Below are 26740 nucleotides of genomic sequence, written 5' to 3'. Positions count from 1 at the left end.
ACTCCGCAGACCGACGCAAGTGCGTGAAGACGGCCACCAGGGGTTCCTTCCGTACGAAACTCAGCAACACAGTCCCGTACGGCCCCGCCCCGGACCCTGTTCACCCCGGTAAGCCAGGGATGAGCAAACACCGGGCAATCCCATGACCAACCCCCACAGCAACGCAGGTCAGCAGGGGCGCGGGGAACTGTGCGACAAGCCACCACGCACCCGCACCCCGCCCGCGGCGCTACGCTCCCCCCACCGCCGTCAGCAAAGCCAGCGGCGCAGCCGCAGCCCGCGACTCCCGCTCACACGCGTGCGGATAAGGCACCGGCGCCACAGCAGCCCCCCTCCCGTACCCCGCCAGAACCTCCGGCAGCCGATGCCCGGACGCGGACGCCGCCGACACCACCGCCAGCGCGAGCGCCCGCGCCTCGTCGTGCAACCCGTACCGCGCCAGCCCCAACGTGATCAACGCGTTGTCGTGCGGCCACACCGACCCCCGGTGATACGACAACGGGTGATACGCCCGCTGCCCCGCGGCCAGCGTCCGCACCCCCCACCCCGAGAAGAAGTCGGGCTCCAGCAGCCGCCGCCCCACGACCTCCCCGTACTCCTTGTCCAGCAGCCCCGACCACAGCAGATGCCCGGCGTCCGAGGCCAGCGCGTCCACCGGCCGCCCCTCGCCGTCCAGGGCGAGCGCGGGGAACGCCCGGTCCGGCATCCAGAAGTCCCGCTGGAAGCGGTCCCGCAGATCACCGGCCGCCTGTTCGAGCAGCGCCGCGTACACCTCGTCGCCCCACACCGTGCGCGCCAGCCACGCCGTGCGCCGCAGGGCGTCGTACGCGTACCCCTGCGCGCCCGCCGCCATCACCGGCCCGCTCGGCCGGCTGCCGTCGGCGCAGCAGATGGCGCCGGGGGAGTCCTTCCAGTTCTGGTTGGCGAGCCCGCCCTGGTCGGCGCGGTAGACGAGGTAGCCGCGCGAGGTCAGCCCGCCGTGGTCCAGCATCCAGCCGACGGCCGCGCGGGCGTGTGGTTCGAGACGCCGGGCCATGGCGCTGTCGCCGGTCTGCTCGACGTACGCCCCGAGCAGCACGAGGAACAGCGGGGTCGCGTCCACCGACCCGTAGTACCGCCCGTACGGCACCTGCCCGAAGTGCGCCAGCTCGCCGTGCCGTACCTCGTGCACGATCTTCCCGGGCTGCGCGACCGCGCTCGCCGCCGTCTCCGTCGCCTGGGTCGCGGCGAGCGCCGGGAGGGTGGCGGCGGCCAGCCGCGGCCGGTACGGGAGGGCGAACAGGGAGGTCAGCAGGGCGTCCCGGCCCAGCAGCGCGAGGAACCAGGGCGCCCCGGCGGCCGGTACCCGCAGCTCCTCGCCGTCCGGACCGGTCGCCGGCACATGCAGTACGGCCAGGTCGGCGAGGCCCCGCGCACAGGCCGCCGCCAGCTCGGGCCACTCGGTCGGGAAGGCCACGGAGTCCATGAACTCGGCCTCGCGGGCGAGGATCTGGTCGGCGACCGTGCGCGGGGTGGCCGGCACCCGCAGGGTCCGTTTCTCGCCGTGTGGGCGGGCCATCACGCGGGTGACCAGTTCGGCCGTGCCGTGCGGCTCCAGTTCGAGCGTCCAGACCAGGCGGCGGGCGCCGGTGCCGGTCTCCTCCACCGCGTCGGGGGCGGGCGAGGAGGTCACGGTGGTGGACGAGAGCCAGTCGCCGCGGCGGTAGGTGAACTCGACGCCGTCGTCGAGGACATGGCGGCGGCGGGTGACGCCGATCCTGGCGTAGGTGCGGTGGTCGGCCCGTAACTCGAACTGGTCGGTGAAGTCGGCGTCGACCGTGAGCGCGATCCGGACCGTGGCCGGCTCCTGGCGGTTGCTGGTCACGCTCAGCGACTCCACGAACGAGCTGTCGCCGACGGCCTGTTCACGGAAGAGGGTGTACGCGGGCGGCTCCTGGCGGCCGCCGCGCGGCACGAGCACACACCGCGCGGTGTCGGCGTCCGTCACCGGCGCGAGCGTCTCGGGCACGGCCCCGTCGACCGTGAGCTGCCAGCGGCTCAGATGCCGGGCGTCGCGCACGAACAGCCCCTCGGGGGAGCCGCCGTGGCGCACCCCGCTGATGTCCCCGCTGTCGTCGACGGCGGCGAACGTCCCTGCGTACACGAGCAGATGATGCCGGTCCGTCATCCCCGGTCCCCTCCCATGGCTGCGGTGATGCCCTCGGCCGTCCCCATGGCGGCCAGCAGGTCGAGTGTGAGCGCGGCGGTCCAGCCGAAGCCGGTCGCGCCGCAGGCCTCGCCGGTGTACGGGTCGACGTACTCGGCGAAGCCGGAGGACCGCGCGGTGTCCACGAGCGCGGTCCGCAGCGAGTCCGCCAGGTCCCGCTCGCCGTGGGTGCGCAGCCCGCGCTCCACCAGCCAGCCGGTGTTGAACCAGGCGGGTCCGCGCCAGTATCGGTGCGGGTCGAAGGCCTCGCCGAGCAGGTCGTAGCTCGGTACGAGCCGGGTGGTGGCGCCCAGACCGAAGTGCGGGCCGGTCAGCGTGGCCACCAGGGCGGCGGCCACCTCGCGCGGCAGGGTCGGCAGCAGCAGCGGAACGAGCCCGGAGACCCCGCGCTCGGGGATCAGGCCGCCGCCGCGCACGTCCCGGCAGAAGAACATCCCGGCCGCCGGGTCCCACAGCCGCTCGATCAGCGTCCCGGTGAGCCGCTCGGCACGCGCGTGCCGGGCGGTCCCGCTGGCGCCGAGCTCGTGCGCGATCCGCGCGAGGGCGTGCTCGGAGGCGATGAGCAGCGCGTTGAAGGAGGGATCCTCGACGGCGAAGCCACCGGCCCCGGCGGTCCCGTCCGCGTACCCGCCGGAACCCCCCGACCCCCCGGCCCCGTCCGCGTACCCCCCGTCCCGGTAGTCCGTCGCCAGCCGCACGTACCGCCCGTAGTCGAGATCCGTCGGGCGGTCCTCGGGTGCCCCGTGGGCGAGGTCGGCGCGGCGGAAGGAGCGGGCCGGGGCCGGGGTGACCCGGGCGAGCGGGGCGTCCCAGGCGGGGCTGTTGTCCATACCCTGTTCCCACGGGTGCACCACGGACGCGAGGCCGCCCCCGCCGAGATCGCGGCGGTGCAGCAGATAGCGGTGCCAGGCGGCCAGCTTGGGGTACATCCCGGCAAGGAAGCCCCGGGCGCGGGAGAGGCCCGGGTCGGCGCGGTGCACGAGCCAGACCGCCAGCGCGTGCACCGGTGGCTGCACGATCCCGGACGTCTGTACGGTTCCCGGAGCCCCCGCGGAGCGTCCCGCGGTCGAGGAGCGCCAGAAGTCGGGGCTGGGGAAGTAGGCGTCGAGCGGCACGGAGGGGTTGAAGACGATGTGCGGGATCCGGCCGTCGCCCCACTGGGCGGCGAGCAGCGTCTCCAGCTCGGTCTGCGCCCGTAACGGCGAGAGGTGCCGCTGCCCGATCGCGACGAACGCGGAGTCCCACGACCACTGGTGCGGATACAGCCCACGCGAGGGCACCGTCGACGTACCGGTCCAGTTGCCCTCCAGCACGCGCGCGGCCCCGGCCCACGCCGCACCGGGCTCCCGGGGATCGTATGCAATCGCTCGCTGTGCAGGTCGCGCTGTGAGTTGGGCTGTGCGATCCACTCGGGGCTCCCCGAAAGACGTTCGGCCTGACCGGGTTCGGTCGCGGCTACCTTAGGGTTACGTCTACTTAACACGCAAAACTCAATATGTAATGCAGAGTTGAGAAACACAAGGGGGTGCGCATGTCCGGACGGAACGGGACTCAGGCGAGCGCCGGTGAGCTGCTCGAACTCGTGCGCAGCGGGCGGGCCACCACGCGTGGCGCGCTGCAACAGGTCACCGGTCTGTCCCGGGCCACCGTCGGACAGCGCCTGGACCGCCTCTTCCGCGCGGGCTGGCTGCGCGAGGGCGCCGGCGGCCCGGTCGACTCCCCGCTCGGCGGCCGTCCCTCGATCACCCTGGAGTTCGACGACGCCCACGCGGTCGTCCTCGCCGCCGACCTCGACACCCGGCACGCGCGTGCCGCCCTGCTCACCCTGACCGGCGAGATCCTCGCCGAGTCCGGCGGCACGCTGGTCGTGGAGGACGGCCCGGAGGCGGTCCTCGGCGCGCTCGGCGGCTGGTTCGCCGATCTGCTGCGCAAGGCGGACCGCCGGGTCGAGGAGGTCTGCGGCATCGGCCTGGCGGTCCCGGGCCCGGTCGACACCACCACCGGCCGGGTCGTGCAGCCCCCGATCATGCCCGGCTGGGACGGTTACGACATACGGGGCCGTCTCGCCCGCTCCTTCGCCGACCACACCGGCTCCGCCGCGCCCGTGCCGGTGCTCGTCGACAACGACGCCAACCTGATGGCGTACGGCGAACAGCGCACCGCGCACCCCGACTGCTCGGCCTTCGTCCTGGTCAAGGTCTCCACCGGCATCGGCGCCGGGGTCGTCGTCGACGGCTCCCTCTTCCGGGGCATCGACGGCGGCGCGGGCGACCTCGGCCACATCCGGGTCCCCGAGGGGGCGAAGGCGCTGTGCCGGTGCGGTTCCTACGGCTGTCTCGCCGCGGTCGCCAGTGGTGGCGCCGTGGCCCGCAGGCTGGCCGAGTCCGGTGTGCCCGCGGCCTCCGGCTCGGACGTGCGGGAGCTGCTGGCGGCCGGGCATCCGGAGGCGGCGGCGCTGGCCCGGGAGGCCGGGCGCAGTGTGGGGGAGGTGCTGGCGACGGTCGTGACGCTGCTCAACCCGGGTGTGCTGATGATCGCGGGGGACCTGGCGGGGACGCCGTTCCTCACCGGCGTACGGGAGCTGCTCTACCAGCGGGCGCTGCCGCGCTCCACCGCTCATCTGGAGGTGGTGACCTCGCGCCTGGAGGAGCGGGCGGGGCTGGTGGGGGCCGGGGCGATGGTGGTGGAGCACCTGTACGCGCCGGAGCGGGTGGAGGAGCGGCTGCGGGCGCTTGGTGTGTGAACGGGAGGTTTCGTCCGCCGGACGCCGGTCCGCATGGTGAAATCCCGTCGCCTGTGGCAGCGTGATTCTCGCCACCCTTGATAAGGGTTGCGCTCAGATGAGCGGATCTTGGGCGACTGCACTTCTCCAAGGGGTGGCACTCAGTGCCACCCCTTGATCGTTCATCGATCGAAATCAGACGTGCCGAGAGGCGCTCATGTGAGCAGTAATCACGGTGTGTGGCAGATGTTGCCTTCAAGAAGTGAACACATGCTCCGGTGCTCCCTTGCCAAGCCTTGACTTTCGATCCGGTGGCGGACGCGTGGTTACAGGCTTATGACGCACAAGTGGACGTACCCAGGCGCCTTGGATCTGGGTATGTTCCTGGCCGTCAGGGCAGCCACCGAGTCCTCTAGGAGTTGGGACCCGTGTCGGAAAACAACAAGTTCGTTTACGACTTCACCGAGGGCAACAAGGACCTCAAGGACCTTCTCGGTGGAAAAGGTGCCAACCTCGCCGAGATGACCAATCTGGGCCTCCCGGTGCCTCCCGGCTTCACCATCACCACCGAAGCCTGCAAGGTCTACCTCGACAGCGGCACCGAGCCGGCGGCACTGCGTGACGAGGTGAGTGCGCACCTCGACGCGCTGGAACAGCGCATGGGCAAGAAGCTCGGCCAGGCCGACGACCCGCTCCTCGTCTCGGTCCGCTCCGGCGCGAAGTTCTCCATGCCCGGGATGATGGACACCGTCCTCAACATCGGTCTCTCCGACAAGTCGGTGCAGGGCCTCGCCAAGCAGGCCGGCAACGAGCGGTTCGCCTGGGACTCCTACCGCCGCCTCATCCAGATGTTCGGCAAGACCGTCCTCGGCGTCGACGGAGACCTCTTCGAGGAGGCCCTCGACAAGGCCAAGGACACCAAGAAGGTCGCGGTCGACACCGAACTGGACGCCCCGGACCTCAAGAAGCTCGTCACCGCCTTCAAGAAGATCGTCAAGAAGGAGGCGGGTCGGGACTTCCCGCAGGACCCGCGCGAGCAGATGGACCTCGCCATCCACGCGGTCTTCGACTCCTGGAACACCGACCGCGCCAAGCTCTACCGCCGCCAGGAGCGCATCCCCGGCGACCTCGGCACGGCCGTCAACATCTGCTCGATGGTCTTCGGCAACCTCGGCCCCGACTCCGGCACCGGCGTCGCCTTCACCCGCGACCCCGCCTCCGGCCACCAGGGCGTCTACGGCGACTACCTCCAGGACGCCCAGGGCGAGGACGTCGTCGCGGGCATCCGCAACACGGTCCCGCTGGCCGAGCTGGAGAAGATCGACAAGAAGTCGTACGGCCGGCTGATGCAGATCATGGAGACGCTGGAGAACCACTACAAGGACCTCTGCGACATCGAGTTCACCATCGAGCGCGGCCACCTGTGGATGCTCCAGACCCGCGTCGGCAAGCGCACCGCCGGTGCCGCCTTCCGGATCGCGACCCAGCTCGTCGACCAGGGCCTCATCGACGAGGCCGAGGCCCTCCAGCGGGTCACGGGCGCCCAGCTCGCCCAGCTGATGTTCCCGCGCTTCGACGACGAGGCGAAGGTCGAGCAGGTCGGCCGGGGCATCGCCGCCTCGCCCGGCGCGGCCGTCGGCAAGGCCGTCTTCGACTCCTACACCGCCGTGAAGTGGTCCCGTTCCGGCGAGAAGGTCATCCTGATCCGCCGCGAGACCAACCCCGACGACCTCGACGGCATGATCGCCGCCGAGGGCATCCTGACCTCCCGCGGCGGCAAGACCTCCCACGCGGCCGTCGTCGCGCGCGGCATGGGCAAGACCTGTGTCTGCGGCGCCGAGGAGCTGGAGGTCGACACCAAGCGCCGCCGGATGACCGTCCCGGGCGGACACGTCGTCGAGGAGGGCGACCTGATCTCCATCGACGGCTCCTCGGGCAAGGTGTACCTCGGCGAGGTACCCGTCGTCCCGTCGCCGGTCGTGGAGTACTTCGAGGGCCGGATGCACGCGGGCGCCGACGACGCCGACGAACTCGTCGAGGCCGTGCACCGCATCATGGCGTTCGCGGACCGCAAGCGCCGGCTGCGCGTACGGGCCAACGCGGACAACGCCGAGGACGCGCTGCGCGCCCGCCGCTTCGGCGCCCAGGGCATCGGCCTGTGCCGTACCGAGCACATGTTCCTCGGCGACCGGCGCGAGCTGGTCGAGCGGCTGATCCTCGCCGACACCGAGACCGAGCGCGAGGAGTCCCTGAAGGAGCTGCTCCCGCTCCAGAAGCAGGACTTCGTGGAGCTCTTCGAGGCGATGGACGGCCTGCCCGTCACCATCCGCCTCCTCGACCCGCCGCTGCACGAGTTCCTCCCCGACATCACCGAACTGTCGGTCCGTGTGGCGCTCGCCGAGTCCCGCCAGGAGCCGCACGAGAACGAACTGCGGCTGCTCCAGGCCGTCCACCGGCTGCACGAGCAGAACCCGATGCTCGGTCTGCGCGGGGTCCGCCTGGGCCTGGTCATCCCCGGCCTGTTCACCATGCAGGTACGGGCCATCGCCGAGGCCGCGGCGGCGCGCAAGGCCGCGAAGGGCGACCCGCGCGCGGAGATCATGATCCCGCTCGTCGGCACGGTCCAGGAGCTGGAGATCGTCCGCGACGAGGCCGACCAGGTCGTCGCCGAGGTCGAGGCGGCGACCGGCACCGAGCTGAAGCTGGCCATCGGCACGATGATCGAGCTGCCGCGCGCCGCGCTGACCGCCGGGCAGATCGCCGAGGCGGCCGAGTTCTTCTCCTTCGGCACGAACGACCTCACCCAAACCGTGTGGGGCTTCAGCCGGGACGACGTGGAGGCCTCGTTCTTCACCGCGTACCTGGAGAAGGGCATCTTCGGGGTGTCGCCCTTCGAGACGATCGACCGGGACGGCGTCGGCTCGCTGGTCGAGCTGGCGGCGAAGGCGGGGCGCGCGACTCGTCCCGACCTGAAGCTCGGGGTCTGTGGTGAGCACGGGGGTGATCCGGAGTCCGTGCACTTCTTCCACGAGGTGGGGCTGGATTACGTGTCCTGTTCGCCGTTCCGGATTCCGGTGGCTCGGTTGGAGGCGGGGCGGGCTGCGTCCAGCTCTGCGGGGAGTGATCATCGGTAGCGGTGCGTTGTCGGGTGCGGGGTGCGTTGTGGCTTGTCGCGCCCACGCGGCGTAGCCGTACATCGGATACAGCCCCGCGCCCCTTGACGGCGTTGCACTGAGCGGCGTGTCCGGCTGAGCGGCGTGTCCGCATGAGCGGCGTGTCCAGCTCGCCGGCATGGCCTGTTGACTCCGGGATCGCCGTGCCCTGACCCTCGCCGATGCGGTCGGTTCCGGAAACGAGGAGGGCGGCACCCTGTGCGGGGTGCCGCCCTCTTCCCTGTGGGGTGGGGGGAGCACCGGGGTACGGTGGCGGTACCGAGCGCACTTCGTACGCCGTCAGCCGTTTCGGCGTCGCCCTCGGGGAACGGCAATGCCGGAGGCCATCGCGTCCGGTCGGAAATGAGCCGCCCCACATGAGCCTGTTGAGTCTCGGAGTCCTCGCCTCCTCCCGCAAGGAGAACGAGTTCCGCCTGCCGCTGCACCCCGCCCACCTCGCCCGGATCGCCCCGGACATACGGGAGAGAATCTTCCTCGAACAGGGCTACGGCCGACGGTTCGGCGTCGCCGACGACGCGCTGCGACCACTCGTGGCCGGGCTGCGCTCCCGCGAGCAGCTGCTCGCCGAGAGCGACATCCTGGTGCTGCCCAAGCCGACGCACGACGACATCGCCGAGATGCGCGAGGGCCAGGTGCTGTGGGGCTGGCCGCACTGTGTGCAGGACGAGAAGGCGACGCAGCTCGGCATCGACCGACGGCTGACCTTCATCGCCTGGGAAGCCATGAACCACTGGACGTCCACGGGCGCCTTCAGTGTCCATGTGTTCCACAAGAACAACGAACTCGCCGGCTACTGCTCGGTGTTGCACGCCCTCCAGCTCGGCGGCCTGACCGGCAGTTACGGGCGGCGCCTGCGCGCGGCGGTGATCAGCTTCGGCGCCACCGCACGTGGAGCGGTCACCGGCCTGGGCGCCATGGGGGTCTCCGACGTCACCGTGCTCACCCAGCGCGCCGCGGCGGCGGTGGCGTCACCGATGCCGTCGGTCGTGATGGGCCACTTCGAGGGCGAGGAGGACGATCCGTCGCGTCTGCGGGCCGTCACCGCCGCCGGTTCCGAGCCGCTGGCGGAGTATCTGGCCGGGTTCGACGTCATCGTCAACTGCGTGCTCCAGGACACCGACGCCCCGCTCATGTTCGTCACCGGCGAGGAACTGTCCCTGTTCCGGCCGGGCACCTTCTTCGTCGACGTCTCCTGCGACGAGGCCATGGGCTTCGCCTGGGCCCGCCCGACCACCTTCGGCGAGCCGATGCACGAGGTGGGCGACGGCTGCCACTACTACGGGGTGGACCACAGCCCGTCCCATCTGTGGAACTCCGCCACCTGGGAGATCAGCGAGGCGCTCCTGCCGTACCTGCGCAAGGTGATGCGCGGCCCCGCGGCGTGGGACGCCGACGTCACGGTCCGCAAGGCCATCGAGATCCGCGACGGCGTCGTACAGAACCCCAAGATCCTCTCGTTCCAGCACAGGTCGGGTGTCTACCCGCACCCGGCCGCGGTCCCGGCGGCTCCGCTGAGCCCGGCCGTCTAGTACGCCGGGGCGGGGCACGGGCGGCCCCTCCACCAGTTCGTGGGGGACCGCCCCGTAGCCTCACCGCATGATTCGTACCGCCGCCCCGGCCGACATCCCCGTCATCCACACGCTGATCCGTGAGCTGGCCGAGTACGAGAAGGTGCCGCAGGAGGCGAAGGCGACCCGGGAACAGCTCCACGAGGCCCTCTTCGGGGACCGGCCGGCCGCCTTCGCCCACCTCGCCACGGACGACACCACCGGCGAGCCGGTCGGCCTCGCGCTGTGGTTCCTCAACTTCTCCACCTGGCGCGGGGTCCACGGCATCTACCTGGAGGACCTCTACGTCCGCCCCACCGCGCGGGGCGCCGGCCACGGCAAGGCGCTGCTCACCGAACTCGCCCGCATCTGCGTCGAGCGCGGCTACGAGCGCCTGGAGTGGGCGGTCCTCAACTGGAACAAGCCGTCGATCGCCTTCTACGAGTCCCTCGGCGCCCGCCCGCAGGACGAGTGGACGGTGTACCGGCTGACCGACGGCGCCCTCACGGACCTCGGCACACGCTAGGCCGTCTCCGCGAAGTCCCGCCTGCCGGTAACCCGCCGGCCCCGGTCAGTCACGGCATGTACATGACTTATCTACTCTCCTCCTCTAGGGTCCGACACCGCACGACCCCGTCGCCGACCGGTGGCGGGGCCGGTCACGGCACCTCTTGGAGTGAGAGTGGAACGTCGTAACCTCCTGCGTGCGGCCGTTCTCGGCGGCTCGGTGGCCGCCCTGGGCGGCAGCCTGTGGCGCGGCGCCGCCTACGCGGCGCCGGCCCAGCCCGGTGCGGGCCCCTACGGGGCGCTCGGCTCACCGAACGCCAACGGGATCCGGCTGCCCAGCGGCTTCACCAGCCGGATCATCGCCCGTTCCGGCCAGACGGTCCCCGGCACCTCGTACACCTGGCACAACGCCCCCGACGGCGGCGCGTGTTACGTCGACGACGGGGGCGGCTGGATCTACGTGTCCAACTCGGAGATCAACCCCTCCGGCGGAGCGAGCGCGGTGAAGTTCTCCGCCGCCGGCACGGTGACGGCGGCCTACCGCATCCTCTCCGGCACCCGGACCAACTGCGCCGGTGGCAGGACCCCGTGGAACACCTGGCTGTCCTGCGAGGAGGTGTCGCTCGGGTACGTCTACGAGACCGACCCGTGGGGCGTGAACGCGGCCGTCCGGCGCGACGCGATGGGCCGGTTCAAGCACGAGGCCGCCGCCGCCGACCCGGTGCGCCAGGTCGTCTACCTCACCGAGGACGAGACCAACGGCCGCTTCTACCGCTTTGTGCCCACGACATGGGGCGACCTGTCCTCCGGCACCCTCCAGGTGATGGTCGCGGGCACCGCCACCTCCGGCTCTTTCACCTGGGCCAACATCCCCGACCCGGACGGCTCGCCGACCACGACCCGCACCCAGGTGTCGGGCTCGAAGTCCTTCAACGGCGGCGAGGGCTGCCACTACGCCGACAACACGGTCTGGTTCACCACCAAGGGCGACAACCGCGTCTGGCAGCTCAACCTGACCAACAACACCTACGAGCTTGCCTACGACGACTCCCTCGTCACCTCCGGCACGGCGCCCCTCACCGGCGTCGACAACATCACCGGATCCGCCTCCGGCGATCTCTTCGTCGCGGAGGACGGCGGCAACATGGAGATCTGCGTGATCACCCCGAACGACGTGATCGCGCCGTTCCTGCGGATCGACGGCCAGTCCGGATCGGAGATCACCGGACCGGCGTTCTCGCCCGACGGCCGCCGGCTGTACTTCTCCAGCCAGCGCGGGACCAGCGGCAGTTCCTCCGGCGGGATCACCTACGAGGTGACGGGACCCTTCCGCTCTTAGAGGCGGAGCCGAGGGGCGGGGGGACCCGGCGGAGCCGCGCCGACTGTCGAATTCCTGTCGAGTTCGCACAGTCGGTCGAGTTCACGGAAGCCATCGAGTTATATCGGCTTCAACGAGTCCCACCGTCCTTCACACCCCCCTCCACGGAGGCTCGACCCATGACGCGGAACCTGCCCCACCCGTCCCGCCGCACCGTCCTGGCCGGCAGCGCGCTGGCCGCCCTCGCGGCAACCACCGCCGCCGGCACGGCAGAAGCCGGCACCCGGCCCGGCTGGCCCACGGAGTTCCCCCTCCCCGACGGCTGGCTCCCCGAGGGCATCGCCATCGGCAGCAAGCCCTACGCCTACCTGGGCTCCCGGGCCAACGGCGCCGTCTACCGCACCGACCTGCGCACCGGCGAGGGCGGCGTCCTCTTCCTCGGCGCGACCGGCACGGCCTCCATCGGCCTGAAGCTGGACGACGACGGCCTGCTCCATCTCGCCGGAGGCGGGGGCGGCACGGCGAGACTGGTCGACTCGCGCACCGGCCGCCTGGTGAAGACGTACCAACTCACCACCGCCACCACGACGTTCATCAACGACGTCGTCCTGACCGGCGGCGGGGCGTGGTTCACCGACTCCCGCAACGCCGTTCTGCACCACGTCCCGCGCGGCCGCCGGGGCGAGGCGCGCGCCCTGCCGCTCACCGGCGACTGGGTCCAGCTCCCCGACGTCAACAACGCGAACGGCATCGTCACGACCCCGGACGGCAAGGGTCTGATCGTCGTCAAGAGCACACCCGGCGAGCTGTACCACGTCTCCACGCGGACCGGCGTCGCCACCCGGATCACCCTCGACGGCGCGGACTCCGTCGTCAACGGTGACGGACTCCTCCGGATCGGCAGCACGCTCTACGTCGTCCAGAACCGGCTCAATCTGATCAGTGTCTGGGACCTCGACCTCAAGCGCGGACGCGCCACACTCCGCCGCACCATCACGGACCCCCGCTTCGACGTCCCCACCACCGCGGCCCGCTTCGGCAACCGCCTGTACCTGGTCAACGCCCGTTTCACGAGCCCGCAGCTCCCGGACACCACCTTCAACGGAGTGGCCGTCCCGCTCTGACGGCCGCGCAACACCGGTCACTTCGACCCCACCGGGCACACGGAGAGCTACCTTCCGGTCACGTCACGTTCGTATCACAGGTCCTTCATACCGCCGCCACATCTTGGGTGGCCCCCTAGTTTCGGACACCTCGAATCCGGAACCCGGAAGGACTCTCCGTGAACCTGCTCCACAAGCGCTGCGCCATCGGCGTCGCCGCGCTGGCCCTGGCCGCCCTGCCGTCGACCGCCCTCGCCCACGACGGCGACCACCCGTTCGCCAACTGCACCGACGCCTACGCCAACGGCTACGCGAACATCGAGAAGGGCGACGAGCACTACGGGCCCGCGCTGGACCGCGACAAGGACGGCGTCGGCTGCGACGCGCCACCGGCGGACTTCAAACCGGCGGACGACGAGGCGTCCGCAGCGCCGGGCACCGACCTCGCGGAGACCGGCGGCAACGACAACACGCCATACCTCGCAGCCGGCGGCGCCCTGATCGTCCTGGCCGGAGGCGCCGCGATGCTCCTCGCCAACCGCCGAAACCACCCCACCGACTGACCCCGGCAACGACGTCGGGTACGCCTCCGGCGGGGCGCTGCACAACCCGGCGCGACGGGGTGCCGCCGCGCCCACCCGTGCCGCCCCAGCGGCACAACTGCCCGCGGCTACGCGGGGAGGGCTTCTGCTTTTAGGGGCGCGGGGAACTGCGCGACCAGCCCCCACCGGCCCGCGGCCGAACAGCGACCTCTTCAGGGGCGCGGGGAACTGCGCGAAAGCTCCCCACCGGGCCGCGGCCGGGCAACGGGCTTTTCAGGGGCGCGGGGAACTGCGCGGACGCCCCCACCGGGCCGTGCGTCGGCCGGTTACGTGGTTCGTACGGTGTACACCCGTACCGCCACCCCGGGCTCGTCCAGGCAACTGCCCGTTTCCAGGTCGAAGCGTTGTTTCAGGAGGGGGGACGCGACGAAGGGGCGCCCCTCATACGTGCCGGTCAGCCCGCGTGACAGCACCGCCGCCCCACCGAACGGATCCCGGTTGTCGATCCCGTACAGCCGACCGGACCGGTCGAGGAACAGGGCGACCTGCCGGCCGCCGGGCAGCAGCGCGGCCACCCCCCGCCCGGGCAGCAGCACACCGAGGTCGCAGACCGTGACCCAGTCCTCGGCCAGGCGGACCTGCACCTTCAGGTCGGTCGTCTCGGGGGCGATGGTCATCGCTGGGCGCTTCCTTCCAGGACGTCTTCGGCGGGCCGCAGGCCGATGGTCAGCAGCGGCAGGTCGGGCTTGATCTGGTCGCGTTCGGCGACGAAGCCGACGACCGGGTCGGGAGTGTCGGGCGCGTTCACGAAGGACACGAAACGGGCCAGCTTCTCGGGGTCGTTGATGGTCTCCGCCCACTCGTCCCGGTAGTGGGACACGTGGTCGGCCATCAACCGCTCCAGCTCCTCGCAGATCCCCAGCGAGTCCTCCACCACCACGTCCCGCACATGGTCGAGCCCGCCGGGAATCCGCTCCCGCCACGTCGATGTCCGCTCCAGCCGGTCCGCCGTACGGATGTAGAACATCAGGAACCGGTCGATCAGACGCACCAGTTCGGCGTCGGACAGATCCTGCGCGAGCAGGTCCGCGTGGCGCGGCGTGGCACCCCCGTTCCCGCCGACATAAAGGTTCCAGCCGCCGGACGTGGCGATCACCCCGAAGTCCTTCGACTGCGCCTCCGCGCACTCGCGCGCGCACCCCGAGACCGCCGACTTGAGCTTGTGCGGCGACCGCAGCCCCCGGTAGCGCAGCTCCAGGTCGATCGCCATCCGGACCGAGTCCTGGACGCCGTACCGGCACCAGGTCTGCCCGACGCAGGACTTCACGGTCCGCAGCGCCTTCCCGTACGCGTGCCCCGACTCGAATCCCGCGTCCACCAAGCGGGTCCAGATCAGCGGGAGTTGCTCCACCCGCGCACCGAACAGGTCGATCCGCTGGCCGCCGGTGATCTTTGTGTAGAGGCCGAAGTCGCGGGCGATCTCCCCGATCACGATGAGCTTCTCCGGGCTGATCTCACCGCCGGGGATCCGGGGCACCACGGAGTACGAGCCGTTGCGCTGGAGGTTGGCGAGGAAGTGGTCGTTGCTGTCCTGGAGCGCCGCCTGCTCGCCCTCCAGGACATACCCGCTCGCGCCGATCGTGGGCGCGAGGGACGCGATGATCGACCCCACCGCCGGCTTGCAGACCTCGCAGCCCTCACCGCCCCGGGCGCCCTCACGGCCGTAGCGGTCGAGCAGATCCCGGTGGGTGGTGACGCGCAGGGCGAGGACGATCTCGTACAGCTCCTCGCGGGTCTGGGCGAAGCAGCCGCACAGGCCCTTGTCGACCTCGACGCCGGACGCCTCCAGCTCGGCCGTCACCAGCTGGCCGAGCACCTTGACGCAACTGCCGCACGTCGTACCGGCCTTGGTGCACTTCTTCACTTCGGGCACGGTGGTGCACCGGTGCTCCGTGACCGCCCCCCGGATGGTGCCCTTGCGGACGTTGTTGCACGAGCAGATGATCGCGTCGTCCGGAAGCGCGGCCGGCCCGAGCTGGACGGACTCCCCGGCGCCGGCCGGCAGCACCAGCGACTCGGGCGAGACCGGCGGCACCGAACCGGTGAACGCCTTCAGCGTGCCGTACGCCTCCGCGTCACCGACCAGGATGCCGCCGAGGAGTGTGCCGTCGCTGCCGATGACGAGCTTCTTGTAAAGCCCCGAGCGGGAGTCGGAGTAGACGACGTCCAGGCAGTCGGGCGCCGTGCCGTGCGCGTCACCGAAGGAGGCGACGTCGACCCCCAGCAGCTTGAGCTTGGTGCTCAGGTCGGCGCCCACGAACGACGCCTCGTCCGCGGCGATCGTCGCCGCCACCGTCTCCGCCTGCTCGTACCCCGGCGCCACCAGCCCGTACACCCGGCCGTCCGCCGCCAGCGCGCACTCGCCGATCGCGAACACGTGCGGGTCGGCGACCGTACGGCACTGTTCGTCGACGCTGACGCCGCCGCGCTCGCCGACCGTCAGACCGCAGTCGCGGGCCAGCTGGTCGCGGGGTCGGACTCCGGCGCTGAACACCACCATGTCGACGGCGAGCTCACTGCCGTCGGAGAGTTTCATCCCGCTCACCGCACCCGCCGCGTCCGTGACGATCTCCTGGGTGCCCGTGCCCGTGTGGACGGTCAGGCCCATTCCCCTGATGGTCCGCAGCAGGGCCGCGCCACCACCGTCGTCCACCTGCACCGGCATCAGCCGCGGCGCGAACTCCACGATGTGCGTGGCCAGTCCGAGCCCCTTCAGCGCGCCGGCCGCCTCAAGTCCGAGCAGCCCGCCGCCCACCACCGCGCCGACCTTCGCCCGCCCGTTCGCGTACGCCTCGATGGCGAGCAGGTCGTCGATCGTGCGGTAGACGAAACAGCCCTCGGCGTCCTTGTTCGGCACCGGCGGGACGAACGGGTAGGAGCCGGTGGCGAGGACCAGCGTGTCGTACGCGAACACCGCCCCGGAACGGGCCGTCACCGTCCGGGCCGCGCGGTCGACGGTCTCCGCCGGGTCGCCGAGGTACAGCTCGATACCGTGCTTCTCGATGAACTCCTCGTCCGTCAGGGAGAGTTCGGTGGCGGACCGGCCCGAGAAGTACGACGTCAGCTGCACCCGGTCGTACGCGGGACGCGTCTCCTCGCAGAGCACGACCACCCGGTGGGTGGCGGTCAGGCCCCGCTCGGCGAGCGCTTCGAGGAACCGCTGGCCGACCATCCCGTGCCCGACGAGCACGATCGTGGGGATGGCCTCCGTGGCCTCCGTGGCCTGCGGGGTGGCGGTCATCAGGAGCCTCCGTCGTTGGTGAGCAGGTGGAGCAGCGGGCCGTCGTCGGGGAGCGGCTCCGCTCCCTCCCAGGCGCGGGCGAGCGCGCCGACGGTGCCGAGTTCGCCGACGAGGACCCCGCCGACCAGCCGGTCCTCGCGGACGACGACCTTGCGGTAGGTGCCGCGGGTGGCGTCGGCGAGCTGCACGACGTCGTCCCCGGGCCGGGGGTCCGGCTCGCCGAACGCGGCCAGGTCGAAGGGCGCCCCGCCGGCCAGGGTGAGGCGGGTCAGGGAGCGGGTGCCGGTGTAGCGGGCCGTCCGGTCGCCGGCGAGCTGCTCGGCGAGGGCGTCGGCCTGGTCGAGCGCCGGGGCCGCGAGTCCGTACAGGGTGCCGTTGTGCTGGGCGCAGTCGCCGATCGCCCGGACGCGCGGATCGGACGTACGGAGTTCGTCGTCGACGATGACCCCCTTGTGCACGGCGAGCCCGGCCTCCTTGGCGAGACCCACACGCGGCTGGACCCCGCAGGCCAGGACCACCAGATCGGCTTCGAGGGCGTAGCCGTCGGCCATCTCGACCGCCCGCACGGCGCCGCCCTCGACGCGCACGTCCCGCACCCGGCACTCGGTGTGCACCTCCACACCCAGGTCGGTCAGATGGCGCCGGACGAGCCCGGAGGCCGCCGGGTCCAGCTGGCGTTCCATGAGCCGCTCGGACTGCTGGGCGAGCACCACCTGCGCACCGCGCACGGCGAGCGCGCGGGCGGCGGACACCCCGAGCAGCCCGCCGCCGATGACGACCGCGCGTGTGCCCGGCCGCAGTGCCTTCGACAGGCCCAGGCAGTCGTCCATCGTGCGGAACGCGTGGACACCCTCCGGCAGTTCGTGGGCGGCGGTGAACAGACCGCGCAGCGGCGGCAGCACCGGGTTGGAGCCGGTGGCCAGGACCAGCGTGTCGTATGCGATCACCGAACCGTCCGCGCAGCCGACGGTCCGCCCGGCGCGGTCGATGCCGGTGACCCGGGCGCGGGTCAGCTCCCCGGCCGCCGGCAGGGCGATCACGTCCGGGTCGTACCGGCCGGCCAGCACCTCGGCGAGCAGCACCCGGTTGTACGGGCGGTGCTCCTCCTCGCCGATGAGCAGCGCGGGTGTGCCGAGCTCACCGAGCCGCCGGGCGAGCCGGACACCCGCCAGGCCGGCGCCGATCACCACCACACGCGTTTTCGAGGTCATGTACCGCAGCGTGCGGGGTGGGTGTTACCCGACCGCATCACGTCTGTTTCCCGTGGGGAACGCTGCCCTCAGCGGGGGCGCGGGCCGGCTGTGAGGGCCCCGCGCTAGGGTCGCGATCATGCCCGACATATCGCTGACCACCCTCGCCGTACTCTGTGTCGCCGCGCTCGCGGCGGGCTGGATCGACGCCGTGGTCGGCGGTGGCGGGCTCCTGCTGCTGCCCGCGCTGCTGCTGGGCCTGCCCGGCTCGACCCCGGCCGCGCACGCGCTCGGCACCAACAAGGCGGTCGCGATCGTCGGCACCACCGGGGCCGCCGTCACCTATGTCCGCAGGGCGCCCGTGGACGTGGGCACCGCCGTACGCATCGGGCTCGCCGCCCTCGCCGGATCGTCGGGCGGGGCGTTCTTCGCGGCCGGGATGAGTACGGAGGTGCTCAAGCCGGTGATCATGGTGGTGCTGCTGGCCGTGGGTGCCTTTGTGATCCTCAAGCCCGACTTCGGCTCCGCGCCGGCGCCGGGGCCGGTCACCCGGCGCCGGCGCCTCGCCGCGATCGGCCTGGCCGGCCTGGGAATCGGGTTCTACGACGGTCTGGTCGGCCCCGGCACCGGCACGTTCCTGGTGCTCGCGCTGACCGCCGTACTCCACCTCGACCTCGTGACCGCCTCCGCCACGGCGAAGATCGTCAACTGCTGCACCAACGCCGGGGCCCTCGCCACCTTCGCCTGGCAGGGCGCGGTGCTGTGGCAACTGGCGGCGCTCATGGCCGTGTTCAATCTCGCCGGGGGGATGCTGGGGGCGCACACCGCGCTGAAGAAGGGGAGCGGGTTCGTACGGGTCGTCCTCCTGACGGTGGTGTTCGCGTTGGTGGCGAACCTGGCCTACGAGCAGTGGATCGCCTAGGCGGTGGCGGTGGCGGTGGTGTCGGTGTCGGTGACCAGCAGCTCGACGACACCCGTCGTGTCCTCGTCGCCGTAGCCCTGCGCCATCCGGCGCTCCATCAAGTCGGCCAGCGGGACGACGAGTTCGGTGCTGACACCCTGTTCCTCGGCGGTGCGCAGCAGGGTGCGGTTGGCGGCCACCTGCATGGCGAGACTGGAGACCACACCGGTGCGGTAGTCGCTGCTCTCCAGCTGTTCGGCCACCTGGTGGATCCACGGGGCCATGGCCGTCAGCCAGTCGCTCAGCAGGGGCGCGAACTCCTTCGGTGCGATGTCCTCGCGCCGCACCAGCGCGAAGGCGTGCAGGACCCCGCCGAACATGCCGTCCATCGCGCTCAGCAGCGCCACGTCGTGCAGTGCGGCGAATCCCGCGTCCGCGCCGACGTACCGGGTCTGCGCCGGCACGGCGAGCGTCCCGCGGTGCTCGTCGAAGGACGCCGCCGAACCGCTGTAGAAGACGTACGCCCCGGAGTCGGGCGCTCCGATCATCGGCGGTACGGCCATGATCCCGGCGTCCAGGAAACGCGCGCCGCGCGCCTGCGCCCAGGCGGCACGCTCGCGGCCCTCGCGCGGGGTCCCGGTGGTGAGGTTGACCAGGTCGCGGCCGGTCAGGTCGGCGTCTTCCAGGGTGGTCCCGACGGAGGCGTCGTCCAGGAGGCAGGCGATCACGAGCCGGTTGGCGGCCACCGCCTCCGCGGCGCTCGCGGCGACGGTCGCGCCCTCGGCGGCGAGGGCCTCGGCGCGGGCGGGGGTGCGGTTCCAGACGGTGACGGGGTGGCCGGCGGCGAGCCAGGCGCGGGCGAGGGCGGTGCCCATCGCGCCGGCGCCGAGCAGGGAGAGGGGGGTCGGGGAGGTCGTGTTGTCGGTCATGCCGTCTAGGCTCGTGGCAGGGAACGTGCCTGCTCAAGTACGTACTTGGGAGTGCGCACTTACCCGCGGGAAAGCGTCCTGCTGGGGGGCGTGGCGACGGAAGGGGCCGACATGGCGAACGGACGGCGGCCGGGTGGGTACGTCTGCGGGGTCGACGCGGCGATGGACGTGATCGGCGGTAAGTGGAAGGTGCTCATCCTCTGGGAGTTGAGTGAACGGGCCCACCGGTTCGGCGAACTGCGCCGCGGACTGCCGGGCGTCACGGAGAAGGTGCTCGCCGCGCACCTGCGGGAGATGGTGGCGGACGGGATCGTGCACCGCGAGGAGTTCGACGAGGTGCCGCCGCGGGTGGAGTACTCGCTGACCCCGCGCGGCACGGCCCTCAACGAGGCGCTCGGCCCGCTGGGCCTGTGGGGCAAGGTGAACGTGCTGGAGACGGAGGCACCGGAGCCCGTGCAGGCATGACCTCCCGTCCGCCCGGGGCGTGTTGCGGGAGTCCCGCCGGGCCCGCCCCACGGGCGCCGGCGCCATTGGCGAAACAGCCGCTAGCGGCTCCCCGTCAGATGGGCGAAGACGACCACGTTGCCCTGGTAGCCCGTGGACCGGGAGTAGCCGCCGCCGCAGGTGATCACCCGTAGTTCGGGGCGGTTCGCGGCGCCGTACACCTTCTGGTCGGGGAAGTCGTCGGTGTCGTAGACCTCGACCGCGTCCACCGTGAACTCGGCGACGCCCCCGTCGCGCCGGTCCACCTCGATGCGGCTGCCGCGCTTCAGGGCGCCGAGCCGGTAGAACACGGCCGGGCCCTCGGTGTTGTCGACATGCCCGGCGACGACGGCGGTGCCGGTCTCGCCGGGGGTGGTGCCGGACTCGTACCAGCCGGCGAGGTTCCTGCGCTCGGGGGGCGGCACGTCCAGGCTGCCGCTCGGGGTGAGCCCGAGGCCCGTCAGCGGGGCGTTCACGCCGATCGAGGGGATCCGGACCCGGTCCGGAGGGGACGGCGGCAGCGCGGGGGCGGCGGGGCGTCCGGCGGCCGGCGCGAGCTGCGCCTCGGCGGCCGAGGGCTGCGGCGGCGGATGCGAGGCGTACGCGTCGGCCAGCAGCCAGACGCCCGTGCACAGGGCGACGGCGGTGACGCCGGCTATCGCGGTGTTGCCCACTCTGCGCATGGCGACCCTCTCCTCGGGCTCCTCAGGTTCGGCCCCATGCCCCCTCCGGGCCGCGAGGGGCGTCGGACCCGGAGGGGAGGGGACATGCGGTACCGGTGGACGGACAGCGGAGGGTGTCCGTCACATCCCGTCGCCTCTCGCCCGGCGATGCAGGAGCCAGGTACCGCCCGCGGCCGCGACGGCCAGTGCCGCCACACCTGCCGCGGTCTGTACGGGATCGGGGCCCAGTGCGCCGCCGACCCCCGTCTTGACACTTCCTCGCGGGTACACCGCGCCCTGGACCGGGGCCAGCGCGACCACCAGGTCGCCCGTGGTCTGCCGCCCGTCCTCGGCGCACTTCGCGACGATCTCGTACGTCCCCGGCTGTGCGCTCGGCGGCACCTCGAACCGGCCGCTCGCCCCGCCCTCCCCGCCCGGCGCCAGCGTGAACTGCCCGGCGCCGACGGCACTGGCGTCGCCCTCGGCCGTGCCGTCCACCCCGCACGCGGCGGTCTTCACGGTGACGTGCTCGCCGGGCGCCACCGTGGCCGGTGACACCTCCAGCGCGCCCGCCGCCGCTTCGAGCCGGGCCGCGGTCAGTCGCACCTCGCGCGCGGCGACCACCCCCGCCCCGGCGGCCGCGACCAGGCCGGTGCGGGTGTCGGATCCACGCTCTGCCGGGGCCGCCTGTGTCCCGAACGCGGGCGCGGCGAGAGCGCCCCCGGCGGTGACGGCGAGCGCCGTGGCAGCCAGCAGCCGGGCGGTACGTCGCATCGGTGCTCCTTCGAGCTCATCGACGGGGCGACGGCCCGCGGCACCCCCTGTGCCGTCGTGTCGGTCGTGCCCCTGCCCTTCCGAGGTAAGGGCCGACGGGCCGGGCCCGCTTGTCGGGGAAGCGCCGCTTATGCGGTGAACGGGTGCCCCCGAACCCCCTCCGGCGCCGGTCGGCGGCGCGTTTCAGCAGGTCACCGGGGAGGGCGTGCGGGCCGTGGAGAAAGAACCACAAGAACGCGCGGCTCAGGTGTGAACGGGTGACCGGGACCCGCCGTCCGGTCTGCCGACCGGCACTTGACCTCAAGTGAGCTTGAGGTAACACGCTGTTCCGTATGACAACCCAGAGCACCGCCCCGGCCTCCCCGACCGTCACCACCCAGGCACCCCTGAACGTCACCGTCGTCGTCGGCAGCAACCGCCACGGCCGCTTCGGACCCGTCGTCGCCGAATGGCTGCTCGACCTGATCCGGGCCCGCGAGGACCTGACCGCCGACGTGGTGGACGTCGCCGACATCGACCTCCCCACCAGCATGAACCGGACCGCGGAGGCGACCGCCGCCCTCGCGGACGTCTCACCCCGGCTGGCGTCGGCGGACGCATTCGTCGTCCTCACCCCCGAGTACAACCACTCGTTCCCGGCGGGCCTGAAGAACCTGATCGACTGGCACTTCACCGAGTGGCAGGCCAAGCCCGTCGCGCTGGTCTCGTACGGCGGCCTCGCCGGCGGTCTGCGCGCCGTCGAGCAGCTGCGCCAGGTCTTCGCCGAACTGCACGCCGTCACGATCCGCGACACCGTCTCCTTCCACAACGCCGGCGCGTCCTTCGACGACGCGGGCCGTCTGAAGGACCCGGACCTGCCGCGCGCGGCGACCAAGGCGATGCTCGACCAGCTGGTGTGGTGGGGGACGGCCCTGCGCGACGCCAAGGAGCGACGGCCCTACGGCGCATAGGGCACCCGGCACATCGCCCCCCGTCCCCCGTCCCCCGTCCCCCGTACCCGTCAACCGTCACCGCCCGGCAGCACCACGACCGCCATGGCTCCCCCCTCCTCCCCGGCGTTGCGCAGCGCGACGTGCGCGCCGATCACCTGGGCCTGACCGAACGCGATGGTCAGGCCCAGTCCGGTGCCCCGGCCGCGTTCGGCGGTGCCGGTGCGGAAACGCTGCGGGCCGTCGCGCAGCAGCCGCCGCGGAAAGCCGGGTCCGTGGTCGCGTACGACCACCGCACGGCCCTCGACCCGCACCTCGACCGGCCCTTCGCCGTGCCGCCAGGCGTTGCGGACCAGGTTGGTCAGGATCCGCTCAAGGCGACGGGCGTCGGTCCGCACCGGTGTGGTGCTGTCCCCGCCGGTCAACTCGACGTCGAGCCCGGCGCGTCGGACGATCCCGGCGACCAGTTCGCCCAACGGCAGAACGGCCGACTGGGGTTGCTCGACCGCCGCGTCGAGCCGGGCCACCTCCAGCAGGTCCTCGGTGAGGGTGCTCAGCGCGCCGACCCGGTCCCGCACCAGCTCGGCGGGGCGGCCGGGCGGCAGCAGCTCGGCCGCGGTGCGCAGCCCCGTCAGCGGTGTCCGCAGCTCATGGGCCACGTCGGCCGTGAACCGCTGCTCCGCCTCCAGACGCCGTTGCAGCGAGGCGGCCATCGTGTCGACGGCGACCGCGAGTTCGGCGACCTCGTCCCGTCCGCCGGGCGCCCCGATCCGGGCGTCCAGCTCACCCCCGCTGATCCGGCGCGCGATCGCGGCGGCGCTGCGCAGCCTGCGGCTGAGCCGGCTCGCCAGCGCCGCCCCGCCGAGCGCGGCAAGACCCACCACGGCCGCCCCCGAACACAGCAGCTGCCGGTCGAACTCGGCCATCTCACGGGCCTGTTCGGTCAGCGGCTCCCGCACGGACAGCACATGCCCGCCGACCGGCCGGGCCGCCCAGACACTCGGCCGCTCGGAGGAGAGGTCCAGATACGTGGTGCGCTGCCCGGCGAGCGCGGCCCGCCGCAGCGGCTCCGGCAGGTCCGGGGCGTCGAGACGGGCGGTCACTCCGTCCCCGTCGACCTGCCCGGTCAGCTCGTACACCTGGCGCACCCGGACCAGTTGGGCCAGCGCCTCCGCGCGGGCGCCCGCGGACACCTGCTCCAGGCGCGCCTGATGGACCAGCGCACCGATGGCCACGGCGACCAGCGCGCACCCGCAGGCGAGCAGCGCGGCGATCTTCCACCGCAGACCGAGCCCGCCGAGCCGCGTCCGCAGCCCGCGCGGCGCGGTCCGGGCGCGCGCCCGCACCCGCGCGAGCCACGAGACCGGCGCACGCGGCCCGTCGAGCGCCCGTGTCACGCCCCGCCACCCGCACCGTGTCCCGGCGACGGCGTCGGCCCCGAGTTCCCGTACTTCTTCTCGTCGCTGACGGTCGACAGCCGGACGCCGTCCCAGTGGTAGCGCACGGCCTGTTCGGCGCCGTCCGCGCCACGGCTGCGGAGCAGCAGGTCGGTGCCGAGCGTCTCGACGGCGAGCTGCCTGCCGCCGGTGACCAGGACGTCGTAGACCCGGCCGTCGTGTGCGGTGTAGACGCCGAGCACGGTCCGTCCGCCCTCGGTGTCGACGGCGACGATCAGCTCGGGGCGGCCGTCGCCGGTCAGGTCGAGGTAACGCGCGGGGCGCAGGCCGGGCAGGCCGGGCCCGGTGATCTCCGGCCGGTCGGCCAGCTGCCGCATCCGTGGGTCGGCGCGAAGCACGGCCCGTACGTCCAGTGTCCCCAGCCGGCCGTCCCGCACCTCGGGCAACCCGGTCAGCGCCTCGGGCGGTGTCCGTGCGGCGGAGGTGCCGGCGCCCGGGGGAGCGGTGGCCGATCCGGCCCAGGCCCGCCACACCGCTTCGGGGGTCGGCTGCACCGACACGTCCGGCGCGCGCTCCCCGGGCCCCAGCCCGTCCGTGCCGGCACACCCGGCGACCGTCCCCGCGCCGACGAGGACGGCACCGAGGACGGCGAGGGACCGGCGGGAGCGCTTCATGCCCCGAAGGTAGGCCGGACTTTGTAACGGAAATAGGGAGGACGAGTAACAGTAGGGCCGAACGCTCCGGTAAGCGGCAAGTGGGGACTTATGCCGGGACTAAAGTCCCGTACCGGCCGTTCGGTACGGCGCGGCCGTAGGGGGTCCGGTGCGGCTCAGCCCACCCCCACCGCGCTCCACGCCGCCGCCACCGCCGCCCGTTCCCGGCTGTCCGCCCCGTACAGGTCCTTGGCCGCGTTCAGCGTGGCCGTACGCGCGCCGGCGTAGTCCGTCGACGACGTCATGTGGACGGTCAGTGCCCGGTACCAGATGGCGCCCAGCTTGTCGCGGCCGATGCCGGTGACGGAACCGCCGTCGCAGGTCGGGGAGTTGTGCGCGACACCGTTGATGGTCTTCGCGCCGCTGCCCTCGGCGAGGAGATACGCGAAGTGGTTGCCGACGCCGGAGGAGTAGTGGACGTCGAGGCCGCCGGTGGCCGCGGACCAGCAGTCCGGCGAGGCGCCGTCCTTCGACGGCTTGTCCATGAACCGCAGGGCGGTGCGTCCGAAGCCGGACCGGACGACCTTCTCGCCCAGCAGCCAGTCGCCGCGGTCCGAGGCGTTGCCCGCGTGGAACTCGACGAGTGTGCCGAAGATGTCGGACGTCGCCTCGTTCAGCCCGCCGGACTCGCCCGAGTACGTCAGCGCGGCCGTCTTCGACGTCACCCCGTGGGACATCTCGTGCCCCGCCACGTCCAGCGAGACCAGCGGCCCCATCTGCGAGCCGTCGCCGTCGCCGTACGTCATGCAGAAGCAACTGTCGTCCCAGAACGCGTTGTTGTACCGCGTCCCGTAGTGCACCCGGTTGAACGACCCCTTGCCGTCGCCCGCGATCCCGTTGCGCCGGTGCTTCGCCTTGAAGTAGTCCCACGTCACGTCGGTGCCGTACTGCGCGTCCACCGCCGCCGACGCCCGGTCCGTGGTCTTCCCGTCGCCCCAGTGGTTGTCCGCGTCGGTGAGGAGGGTCGCGGGCGCGCGGACCAGACACAGGGTGCCGAGCAGACACAGGTCGACCTGGTTCCCGGCGTCACCCGTGTAAGTGCCCCCGCGCGTAGGGTCCTTGAGCTGGTACGAGGATCCGCTCGCCGTCGTCGTCAGCGCCACCTTGCCGCCGTACAGCGAACGGCCGTCCCCCGACGCCGACTCCAGCACGTCCCAGGCGTCGATCCGGCCGCCGGTCCGCGCGTCCGTCAGTACCGTGCGCGCCACCGGGTTCCCGCTCCCGTCCAGCGCCACCGCGTCGGTGCGCCACGCCAGCCTCGGCGCCCCGTGCAGCGCGTCGACGACCAGCCGCGGCTTGGCGGTCAGCCGGCGCAGCACCTCGCCGGGATGGGTGGCGCGCAGCGCGTTCGTCGCCCGGTCGGCGGCCTTCGGGCCGGAGATCAGCGGGGTGACGGTCGGGAGGCCGATCGTCGCGCGGGTCGCGCGGGTGGCGTCGCGGTACGTGCCGTCCGGGGCCAGATGGACCACGAAGTCGCCGCCCAGGACGGGGAGTTCGCGGTACGTGCGGTCGTAGCGGACGTGCTGGGTGCCGTCCGTGTCGACGATCACGTCCCGCACCTTCGTGCCCTGCTCCGACGTGAGGCCCAGCGCGGCGGCCTCCTCGACCAGGGCGGACGCGGCGTTCTCGACGGCCCCCGCCCGGGTCGGCCGCCGGTCGGCCGCGCCCGCGGTGGGGGAGACGACGGCGGCGACGAGTGCGGCGGCGGTGACGGCCACGGCGGCGGTGGCGAGCCGGTGGGAACCCCGGGCATGGCGTATCCGGTTCAATCGCTCTCCTCGGAAAGGCGCCCCGCGACGAGCGGTCGGCGAGCGGTCGGCACGCGGGCGGCGCTGATCGTGAAGATCGATTTAAGGGGCCATGACAGGCCGCTGGCCAGGGTGGATCCGTGCAGATGTGTGAGGAGAGAGAATCCTTTCTGTGAGCCTCCCGTTCTTCGTCTACGGCACCCTCCGCCCCGGCGAGCCCAACCACGACGCCTTCCTGCGCGGCCGCACCCGCTCCGAGGAACCCGCCCGCCTGACCGGCGCGATCCTCTACGACGGCCCCGGCTACCCGTACGCCGTCGCGGACCCAGGGGGCGTGGTGGCCGGCGAACTCGTCACACCACTGCCCGACCAGTACGACCAACTGCTCCTGGAGCTGGACGAGTTGGAGGAGTGCGTGCCGGGCGACCCGCGCAGCCTCTACGACCGTGTCCGGCGCGAGGTCGTCCGCGACCGCGATGGGACGCCGGTCCCGGCGTGGGTGTATCTCGCGGGGCCCGCCGTGGCGGCGGGGCTGCGCACCCGGGGGAAGCTGATCGAGGGCGGGGACTGGCGGGGGAGGGGCTGAGCGTGCGGG

At 72.3% G+C, this 26740-nt stretch carries 22 protein-coding genes; 11 read left to right on the top strand and 11 right to left on the bottom strand.

What is annotated here, in order from left to right; translation table 11 throughout:
• Positions 1-229: 229 nt before the first annotated feature.
• Positions 230-2167, bottom strand: a complete 1938-nt coding sequence (locus ACIQAC_RS03940; protein WP_402186687.1) for a glycogen debranching N-terminal domain-containing protein — start codon at positions 2165-2167, stop codon at positions 230-232.
• A complete protein-coding gene (locus ACIQAC_RS03935; protein WP_402186685.1) occupies positions 2164-3615 on the bottom strand; it encodes an MGH1-like glycoside hydrolase domain-containing protein in 1452 nt (483 codons plus the stop codon). The genes ACIQAC_RS03940 and ACIQAC_RS03935 overlap by 4 nt, the downstream gene beginning before the upstream one ends.
• A gap of 122 nt (positions 3616-3737) precedes the next feature.
• On the opposite strand from ACIQAC_RS03935, the gene ACIQAC_RS03930 reads away from it, so the two are divergent.
• From ACIQAC_RS03930 to ACIQAC_RS03900, 7 genes are all read left to right on the top strand, one after another.
• Positions 3738-4949 carry an ROK family protein gene (locus tag ACIQAC_RS03930; RefSeq protein ID WP_402186683.1) on the top strand — a complete coding sequence of 404 codons (1212 nt, stop codon included), beginning with the start codon at positions 3738-3740 and terminating at the stop codon, positions 4947-4949.
• Between the two features lie 398 nt (positions 4950-5347).
• Positions 5348-8062: a pyruvate, phosphate dikinase gene (gene ppdK, locus ACIQAC_RS03925; protein WP_402186681.1), complete on the top strand. Its 2715-nt coding sequence runs from the start codon at positions 5348-5350 to the stop codon at positions 8060-8062.
• 395 nt (positions 8063-8457) lie between these two features.
• On the top strand, positions 8458-9630 hold the full coding sequence (locus ACIQAC_RS03920) for a N(5)-(carboxyethyl)ornithine synthase (RefSeq protein WP_402186679.1): 1173 nt from the start codon (positions 8458-8460) through the stop codon (positions 9628-9630).
• A 67-nt stretch (positions 9631-9697) separates the two neighbouring features.
• A complete protein-coding gene (locus ACIQAC_RS03915) occupies positions 9698-10174 on the top strand; it encodes a GNAT family N-acetyltransferase (protein WP_402186677.1) in 477 nt (158 codons plus the stop codon).
• Between the two features lie 156 nt (positions 10175-10330).
• A complete protein-coding gene (locus ACIQAC_RS03910; protein ID WP_402186675.1) occupies positions 10331-11494 on the top strand; it encodes an alkaline phosphatase PhoX in 1164 nt (387 codons plus the stop codon).
• A gap of 158 nt (positions 11495-11652) precedes the next feature.
• Positions 11653-12597, top strand: coding sequence for a superoxide dismutase (locus ACIQAC_RS03905; protein WP_402186673.1), 945 nt, complete (start codon positions 11653-11655; stop codon positions 12595-12597).
• 158 nt (positions 12598-12755) lie between these two features.
• Complete coding sequence (locus ACIQAC_RS03900) at positions 12756-13139, top strand: LAETG motif-containing sortase-dependent surface protein (RefSeq protein ID WP_402186671.1); 384 nt, start codon at positions 12756-12758, stop codon at positions 13137-13139.
• Between the two features lie 305 nt (positions 13140-13444).
• Here ACIQAC_RS03900 and nirD read toward each other — a convergent pair whose 3' ends face one another.
• The 3 genes from nirD to ACIQAC_RS03885 are packed head-to-tail and all read right to left on the bottom strand — an operon-like array spanning position 13445 to position 17630.
• Positions 13445-13795: a nitrite reductase small subunit NirD gene (gene nirD, locus ACIQAC_RS03895; protein ID WP_402186669.1), complete on the bottom strand. Its 351-nt coding sequence runs from the start codon at positions 13793-13795 to the stop codon at positions 13445-13447.
• Complete coding sequence (gene nirB / locus ACIQAC_RS03890) at positions 13792-16419, bottom strand: nitrite reductase large subunit NirB (protein WP_402186667.1); 2628 nt, start codon at positions 16417-16419, stop codon at positions 13792-13794. Before nirB ends, nirD begins: the two co-directional genes overlap by 4 nt.
• A complete protein-coding gene (locus tag ACIQAC_RS03885) occupies positions 16419-17630 on the bottom strand; it encodes an NAD(P)/FAD-dependent oxidoreductase (RefSeq protein ID WP_402186665.1) in 1212 nt (403 codons plus the stop codon). The genes nirB and ACIQAC_RS03885 overlap by 1 nt, the downstream gene beginning before the upstream one ends.
• Positions 17631-17748: 118 nt before the next feature.
• On the opposite strand from ACIQAC_RS03885, the gene ACIQAC_RS03880 reads away from it, so the two are divergent.
• A complete protein-coding gene (locus ACIQAC_RS03880) occupies positions 17749-18531 on the top strand; it encodes a sulfite exporter TauE/SafE family protein (RefSeq protein ID WP_402186663.1) in 783 nt (260 codons plus the stop codon).
• Here ACIQAC_RS03880 and ACIQAC_RS03875 read toward each other — a convergent pair.
• Positions 18528-19439: an NAD(P)-dependent oxidoreductase gene (locus tag ACIQAC_RS03875; RefSeq protein ID WP_402186661.1), complete on the bottom strand. Its 912-nt coding sequence runs from the start codon at positions 19437-19439 to the stop codon at positions 18528-18530. The two genes, ACIQAC_RS03880 and ACIQAC_RS03875, sit on opposite strands and share 4 nt — an antisense overlap.
• 111 nt (positions 19440-19550) lie before the next feature.
• On the opposite strand from ACIQAC_RS03875, the gene ACIQAC_RS03870 reads away from it, so the two are divergent.
• Positions 19551-19904 (top strand): winged helix-turn-helix transcriptional regulator, encoded by a 354-nt coding sequence (locus ACIQAC_RS03870; protein ID WP_402186659.1) that lies wholly within the window; start codon positions 19551-19553, stop codon positions 19902-19904.
• 80 nt (positions 19905-19984) lie between these two features.
• On the opposite strand, the gene ACIQAC_RS03865 is transcribed toward ACIQAC_RS03870, so the two are convergent.
• Together ACIQAC_RS03865 and ACIQAC_RS03860 are read right to left on the bottom strand one after the other, a co-directional pair.
• Complete coding sequence (locus tag ACIQAC_RS03865; protein WP_402186657.1) at positions 19985-20605, bottom strand: class F sortase; 621 nt, start codon at positions 20603-20605, stop codon at positions 19985-19987.
• 120 nt (positions 20606-20725) lie between these two features.
• A complete protein-coding gene (locus ACIQAC_RS03860; RefSeq protein ID WP_402186655.1) occupies positions 20726-21358 on the bottom strand; it encodes a hypothetical protein in 633 nt (210 codons plus the stop codon).
• 332 nt (positions 21359-21690) lie between these two features.
• On the opposite strand from ACIQAC_RS03860, the gene ACIQAC_RS03855 reads away from it, so the two are divergent.
• On the top strand, positions 21691-22308 hold the full coding sequence (locus tag ACIQAC_RS03855; RefSeq protein ID WP_402186653.1) for an NADPH-dependent FMN reductase: 618 nt from the start codon (positions 21691-21693) through the stop codon (positions 22306-22308).
• A 50-nt stretch (positions 22309-22358) separates the two neighbouring features.
• Here the strand turns inward: ACIQAC_RS03855 and ACIQAC_RS03850 are convergent, their stop codons facing one another.
• The 3 genes from ACIQAC_RS03850 to ACIQAC_RS03840 all read right to left on the bottom strand — a co-directional run bounded on the left by ACIQAC_RS03850 (position 22359) and on the right by ACIQAC_RS03840 (position 26166).
• Positions 22359-23684, bottom strand: coding sequence for an ATP-binding protein (locus ACIQAC_RS03850; RefSeq protein WP_402186651.1), 1326 nt, complete (start codon positions 23682-23684; stop codon positions 22359-22361).
• Complete coding sequence (locus ACIQAC_RS03845; RefSeq protein ID WP_402186649.1) at positions 23681-24358, bottom strand: hypothetical protein; 678 nt, start codon at positions 24356-24358, stop codon at positions 23681-23683. Before ACIQAC_RS03845 ends, ACIQAC_RS03850 begins: the two co-directional genes overlap by 4 nt.
• Before the next feature lie 155 nt (positions 24359-24513).
• Positions 24514-26166, bottom strand: a complete 1653-nt coding sequence (locus ACIQAC_RS03840) for a M4 family metallopeptidase (protein WP_402186647.1) — start codon at positions 26164-26166, stop codon at positions 24514-24516.
• Between the two features lie 151 nt (positions 26167-26317).
• On the opposite strand from ACIQAC_RS03840, the gene ACIQAC_RS03835 reads away from it, so the two are divergent.
• A complete protein-coding gene (locus ACIQAC_RS03835) occupies positions 26318-26731 on the top strand; it encodes a gamma-glutamylcyclotransferase family protein (protein WP_402186645.1) in 414 nt (137 codons plus the stop codon).
• Positions 26732-26740: the final 9 nt, after the last annotated feature.

The sequence above is a fragment of the Streptomyces sp. NPDC088387 genome, from assembly GCF_044753385.1.
GTDB lineage: Bacteria > Actinomycetota > Actinomycetes > Streptomycetales > Streptomycetaceae > Streptomyces.
This window is presented reverse-complemented; position numbering and strand designations above follow the sequence as displayed.